Raw genomic sequence first — 6,784 nt, 5'->3', positions numbered from 1 at the left:
AATTGGGGGCCACTTCTAGATGAATTGGCACCAATATCTGAAGGGGGCGCAAGGTGCATATAGAGTGTATGGAATTTAAAAACATCTTCACTATCTTCGGGGTTTACTGCCTCATGCTCAATAAGCACAAAGTTATTACTGTATTTAAATTCTTGATCTTGATAGGTGGCAACTTGGTAATCGGAATGAATCCGAAACGCTACAATTTTACCATCAAGCATCGCTTGAATAGGCCTGAGCCCTTTACCCCAAGGTAGCATTTTTGAAGTTAAGTGAACCCCACTATGCCAGCCGTAACCTTGCCCTATTAAATAACGTCCGCTCTTAGCTTGATCAAACAACTTAGTAAAATCACTGAGCGTATGGTACGCATCACCTTCTCGTTGCGCTATCGGGAAAACTGCATCCATAGTTTAGTATCCTAGTCTGAAAAGTTGTCATCAAAAATGACAAATGATGGACGGTTTAGGTTGTTTGACTTCGTGTAAACCACGGCATTTACACGACCAAGGTTAGTTGCAAAGCCTGATTGACCTGTGATGTTTACGACACTTCCTACGGCCATTGCCGAGATAGAGATTAGGGTGTCATTTTTGGTCTCGAAAATTTGGCTAATGACGTCTGGAAGTGCTTGTTTGAAGTGGTTAAGGGCTTTTTTATAACCGTTTATACCCTCTTCAACAGAACTCAGCGCTCTCGCAGAAGCCTGGCTTTGTATAAAATCTAATCGACCGATAATTTCACTATTTAGCTCATCGATGTATGAACAGATTTGATTGTTTATCAACTTCCACAAGACTAACTGCAAATACTTCACGGTATTCCCTGTCCCCAAAAGGCGAAGTTTCGCAAGTAGTTCATAAGGAGGCTCAAACACGTCCGCTTGATATAGAACCCTCAATATGTCGCCATTTTCGTGCACTTGTTCTAACAGTAGTTCAACTAGAGATTCGTACTTTTCCAATGAAGTCGTATCACTTTGAATATGGTAAAGTGCCGAGACATAAGCATCAGAAAAATCTTTTAAATGGTTTTGGCTAATCGCGTAGGGAGAAAGTATACGACTTTGCTCTAGCACGATATCTCTAAAGTCATCGTCACTAAAAGATGGAGACATCAAGATTCCCCAATCATTGGCAACGCCAACGCGATCCTCCCAAAATGGTGAACGACGACCTGCCACAAACGTACAAAAATCATTAGGATCAGCGTAAGTTTCCGTCGCAATATTTTCAGCTAAAGATTGATTCGGCGTATAAGAGTCTTGAGTTTCGCTAAGCACTAACTTGCATTCTTTTAAAGCAAGTCCACCAACAGATGCTTTTCCACTGGAGTCTAAAGTTCCACTCCCAATGACAGCCCCAGAAGGTTCGACTAAAGAGAATTGCGCATTAGAATAAGGCATACCGTTTGGATACTTACACTCTATATCCAGCGTATACGTCCCTTCCTGATCTTCCGTAACAGAGACCGATGGATTTTGTGCGCCGCCAAGACACATGGTGTTGGCTTTGTTCATGGTCATTTGATCGGACAGGCGACATACGCCCTTGCCTTCAAACTTAACCGTTGGTGAGGCTGAGATGAATTTTGCTTCGGCTTCTATGGTGCCGGATGCGACGCCTTTTTTATCACCGCCCGCATCACCGGTACTTTTTGAGAATGTACTGCCTTTAATTGCGACACTGTTGCCACCATCCATAGAGATAGTCGTTGTGCCACCAGCAAGATCTGCTGATTTAGCATTGTTGCCATAAGGGATAGGAACGATCGGCTTGCCGACCTTCGTTAAACAAACATCTGGGAGCGTTGCGTTCGCTTCACCACCTGAGCCTTTATGAACTACCGAAAGTCCATTTGCACCAACTGTTACGCCCATAACCAATCCATTTGAATTTTGTTGATTGAATAATAAAAGAGATCGCATATTGCAATCTCTCTAAATGACTAGTGAATTTCACTAAACCTCCAGTGACATTCACGATAAAGCTTAAAACTGTCAGAAGATCTCATTTCGAGATCTTCTGTTTATCGATACACTTCAAGCAATTGCTGAAACTTTAAATCTATGACGATGTAAGTCGCGGCATACATGATTGCGAAGGTAATCGCACTGACGCCTAAAATCAGCTTGGGTGAAATCACCCTTTTTAACGGTTTTTTAAGGTATTTGGCCTTAAGGTTAACCAGAGAGACTTTCTCTTGCTCCGCCAAACGTTCATCACGTACTAAGCGATAAATGGTATTGCCGATTTCTGCGAGCTTTTCGTTTCCGCGTTCTTCACGGCCGTATTTGCCCTGAAAGCCAAGTTGAAGCAGCAAATACAAAAACTCGATGACGTGACGGTATTTGCGTGGGTCTGCTTTTAAGCGCTCGAGAATAACGAAAAACTTATCGCCACCAGATGTTTCATTGTGGAACTCTGACAGCAAACTGTTCTGGCTCCAATGGCTGTTAGCGCCCCACTCTTGTCGGCAAACCGATTCATCAATCGCAGCACACAAACAGTATCTGATGACCAAAATGGATGCGCGGTCCAATTCCATTTCATTGAGCTTACGTTCGCCTTTTCTTATCTCGCGAGCCACTTGTTCACGGAACGGCATTGGGTCATCAAGCCAAGGAATTGAGGACATACAAGACAAGCTGGCGATCAACCAAGAGAACTGATCGACCAAAGGGTTGATGCCCATGTTTTCAATGTTTAAGTCTTGTACCGCGATGTTACGAGATAAGTCAGGCGCTGGCATCACCTCCATCGGTTTGCCAGGCTCTGGTTGGAATAAGACTACGGTGACGTCGGTTTCTGCATAACTCATAGACGAACAGCCCATAGTTGCAATGACAAGTTAGCAAAGTCACCCGCTACGTGAACCGCAACCGCAGCCGTGTTTTTCAGTGCTGCCCACTCTTCGCCTGTCTTATCCAGTTCGAAGTAGGTGTAACCTGCGTGGTAAGGCAATGCTCGAGGTACGACTGGCATTGGTTTAATCTCAATGCCCGGCAGTTGAAGGTTAATCAAGTCACGAATGTTATCGATAGAACCGATCTTCGTTTGGCTAACAAACTGAGTATGTAGAACATCCAAAGTAACATCAGCTTTAACCGCAAGAATAAAGGTTGTGGTATCGATGATCTTGCTGTCTGGAATCGCTGCCGTTCTAATGCCGTAGTTTTGGTCTCTCAACGTCAGTGGGATTGCACGTTGCTCAGACATAACACTTAGTGTCATCTTCGCACTATCCAATGTACGCGATAGACAGCTGGTTAGGTCTCCATGGTTGTATTTGGTGAACTCGACTGGACGACGAGACGCTGAACACAAAGTCGAAAGCTCACCTTCCGCTTGAAGAAGAATGCGGTAAAACGATTCAGGATGAACGCCTTCAGCACTCGCAAAATGCCAGAATAATGGCTCGTATCGGTTTAGAGCTTGGAGCAACATGAAATCAGAAACTGAAGATACACCTTGTTGGTCAACGACACCTAAGCGCTGAACGATAGATTCTGCACGGTGTTTCAGCATAGATGCGAATTCGGTGGCGAACTTGTTCAGCACGGTTGAAGCGTGAATATCGATGCAAGTCGGAATAAAGCTTTCATCCAAGATAACACTGCCGTCTGGCTTTACTTCTGAGATCTTTAGAATTGGAATCGATGTGTAAGCACTCTTATCTTCATGGTCATACATCAAACAGAAGTTAAGCTTACCCACTACGATGTTCGCCATGTCTTCCGAATCATAGCAAGCGTCAACCGCCTCTTGAGATTCCATCGTGTAACGTGCGCCGTCTTTCTTAGTGCCGAATAGCTCAGAGCGCTCAGAAGGTAGCGGACAACAAAGGTAAACCACCTTGTCAGCAATCGAAGGATCAACGTCTTTCACTTCTGGAAGTTCAGCCAGCAGCGGCAACTCGAATGGCGTTCTGTCTTGAAGAATACCTTCAGCACGAGTGATACCAATTTTGCCCAACGCCAGCAGTTGCGAGTTGATCTCTAAACGCTTGATGCCCCAATGCAAAGGTGATGCATTGGCGCTCAACATGCTCGACAGTTTACTTTGCGAACGATCGAGTTGCTGAAAGTGCTGCGGCTTCATGAACATTCCATCTTGCCAAACAACTGGATTGTATAAAGACATGCTTTTATTCCTTAAAAGTAAACTTGTTCAATGCCGCGAGTGTTATCAGAAATTAACTCACTGCCTTCTAACTTGAGTTTTATGTAGTACTCGCTCTTCTCTTCAATCACTTCGACTTTACGCCAAGAAGAGCCGTCGATATCGCGAAACGCGACTGAGAATCCAACCGCACGGGTTGCTGGGTCAAGCTCCAAGAATTCGTGGATCTTTTCACCAGGCTGCATTTGGTATTCATAACGTTTGATGTATTCATCACCCAGTGATGCTTTATCGTTCTCAAATAAAGCGAAGAAGTCTAGGCTGCGAAACAACACGGGTGATGTCAGCTCATGAACTCGCAAAATAACTGGAGAGGATTGCCCACCTCCACGAACATTCAGAACCGAAGACGTCTCAATCACTAATTCGATTGAGGACGTTTCTGGCGTAATGCCTGTTGATTCTTTAAATTGCCCCCACATGGAACAACCGGATAGCAAAGCGCATCCGAGTAATATAGCTATACTACGCATGGCTTCCCTTAATCGCTTTGGTGTAGTTTTTCTTGATCAAGCCTTTCAATGATGTCTCATTCATTTGGCGACGGTTATTGGCGTAAAACTCAAGATACTCACCCCATAGCTTTGATTTGGTGGTGAACATGGATTTGCTTGCGACGTCGTTTGCAAACGTGACAGGGTCATTCGTCTCTGATTGTTCAATCAGCAACTCATTGAGAGCCTTGTTAAAAATAATTTGATGATCGTTGAGCTCATCCAACATTTGCTCCACCAATTCATTCGGAGACAGCAAGTTTTGGCTATTTAGCGTCAGCATCAGCTCCGCTAAGTTTGAATCCGCTTCACTTAAACCCTGTTCACCTTTGAGTGACTCAACTTCATGCAGGTCTTTTTGCAGGTTATCGATACATAAACGAAGACATGTACCCATCTGTTTAAACAACAGAGCTTCGTTGCTGATCAGATCTGGGTTGCTAATACCCAAACCTTCATAAAATGCTTTACCGATATCGGAAGAATGCGTAGCGCTCTCGGCTCCTAGTGGATCATTGCTTACAAAGCCGACTTGGTTCTCTGTCGCTTTCGTTTCTGGCTGAGTAGGTTGTGCTGATGGAATAAAAGCTTGCGTTACCTCTTCCCATTTCTGCCCAACAGGCTCTGCTCTTTGAGTAACGTTTGATGTTGCGTGATTATGTGGCGCTTGATATTGAGGCATTTGAGGCTGGGTAACATCTGGTTCCACCCTACGAGCTTGAAGTGGAACGGCTTCCGTTTGCGCAAAATCTTCTGGAATGAACGCCGCTTGTTTAGTTTGTTCTGCCGCGGGTTCGACAGATGCTTTATTCGTGGCAGTGCCTCCCAACCAATCTTCCGGGATTAAGTTTGGAGTATCGAATTCAGAATGGATGCTGAAGCTGTCATCAACGACTTGTCGCGTGTTTTCGACTGGCTTAGCCTTTGCAGGTTCTGGCTTTTCGACATCGCGGATAAGATGGTCGTCTTCACGCTGCATCGAAAACTTTAGATGAGCAATAGGATCGTCAGTATTGACATCATCTTGCTTGGTCTCCATGAACAAGTCTTCTAATGCACCGACTTTTTCTTCCTCTTCTACAACCGCCTCACCGAGATTGACGAGTGGATCATTCGATACACGTTCTGGCGCAATGTCAGAAGCAATATCTTGCGCTGCTGTGACATGCTCTAGCGAAACACCAATTTCGTATTGACCCAGAGAAATCACATCGCCATCAACAATGGACACAGGTTGGTTCTTAAGTATTTTGTTGCCATTCACCATTGTGCCGTTGGTCGACACATCGCTGATGTAGTACGTGTCTCCGTATACGCTGATCAGACAATGTGTGCCAGAGATGAAACGGTTATGATCAGTCAAAGGTAGTGTACAGCTCGGTGCTCGGCCGACTGAACCACAACCTTTTGGCATTTCAACATGCTTCGCGCCCGTATATTCCTCCGGGCACTTTGAAATGAATAGGACTAGCTGATGTGTTTGCATTGCTAAACCTTAAAATAATAGAGAAACAGACAGCTCTAACCCACCAATTCCATCATTTACTACAGGAAGAATATAGGAAGCTTGAGGGATGATTTGGATGTGTGCATCTGGATTACTGCCAAGTTTGATTGCAGTGCCCAGCGTGACTACCGCACCAAGTTCAAACTGGTCGATATCTTCGATCGGTTCGTAACGAAAGCCGTCTGGGTCTACCTTCCAGCGGTTGGAGTATTGAGAGTAACCTAATGACAAACCAGCACCGATGTAAGGAGTAAAGATGCTCCAAGAGCTCAATGCGTATTGTGGGACGACACGGAACTCGTAGTTGGTCACTTCTTGATACACGCCATTTGAAGGTGCATCAACATCTTCTGCAAGGTAGTTCAAGCCAAGCCACCAGCGCCAGCGGTTGTTGTTCTCATCAATAGGACGAGTGTGTACCAGTCCGTATCGCAAGGTATCTACGTCACCACTAGAACCTTCGTCATAGTCAATACTTTCAATCGTTAGCATATTGACTGAGCCGCCGTATCGTTCCCCTTTAGCAACCGCAAAAGTAGAAAATAGGCACATGGCTGAGATTAGCCCAACTTGACTTGGTTTTAGCATTTCGTCCCTCTTGG

Annotated in this window: 5 protein-coding genes and 2 pseudogenes; all 7 read right to left on the bottom strand. The window is 44.9% G+C overall.

The genetic code is table 11. The features are described from left to right. A pseudogene (locus KIV40_RS04980) lies at positions 1 to 410 on the bottom strand (hypothetical protein); the annotation flags it as partial. A 910-nt stretch (positions 411 to 1,320) separates the two neighbouring features. Beyond that, positions 1,321 to 1,879: pseudogene (locus tag KIV40_RS35585) on the bottom strand (DUF4150 domain-containing protein); the annotation flags it as partial. A 149-nt stretch (positions 1,880 to 2,028) separates the two neighbouring features. Continuing rightward, positions 2,029 to 2,820 (bottom strand): type IVB secretion system protein IcmH/DotU, encoded by a 792-nt coding sequence (gene icmH, locus KIV40_RS04970; RefSeq protein ID WP_005495177.1) that lies wholly within the window; start codon positions 2,818 to 2,820, stop codon positions 2,029 to 2,031. Continuing rightward, complete coding sequence (tssK, locus tag KIV40_RS04965; protein WP_285348121.1) at positions 2,817 to 4,142, bottom strand: type VI secretion system baseplate subunit TssK; 1,326 nt, start codon at positions 4,140 to 4,142, stop codon at positions 2,817 to 2,819. Before tssK ends, icmH begins: the two co-directional genes overlap by 4 nt. An 11-nt stretch (positions 4,143 to 4,153) precedes the next feature. Then, positions 4,154 to 4,654, bottom strand: coding sequence for a type VI secretion system lipoprotein TssJ (gene tssJ / locus KIV40_RS04960; RefSeq protein ID WP_285348120.1), 501 nt, complete (start codon positions 4,652 to 4,654; stop codon positions 4,154 to 4,156). Next, on the bottom strand, positions 4,647 to 6,161 hold the full coding sequence (locus KIV40_RS04955) for an FHA domain-containing protein (protein ID WP_285348119.1): 1,515 nt from the start codon (positions 6,159 to 6,161) through the stop codon (positions 4,647 to 4,649). Before KIV40_RS04955 ends, tssJ begins: the two co-directional genes overlap by 8 nt. A 9-nt stretch (positions 6,162 to 6,170) precedes the next feature. After that, complete coding sequence (locus tag KIV40_RS04950) at positions 6,171 to 6,770, bottom strand: hypothetical protein (RefSeq protein WP_021018210.1); 600 nt, start codon at positions 6,768 to 6,770, stop codon at positions 6,171 to 6,173. Positions 6,771 to 6,784: the final 14 nt, after the last annotated feature.

The sequence above is a fragment of the Vibrio sp. D173a genome, from assembly GCF_030248475.1.
This window is presented reverse-complemented; position numbering and strand designations above follow the sequence as displayed.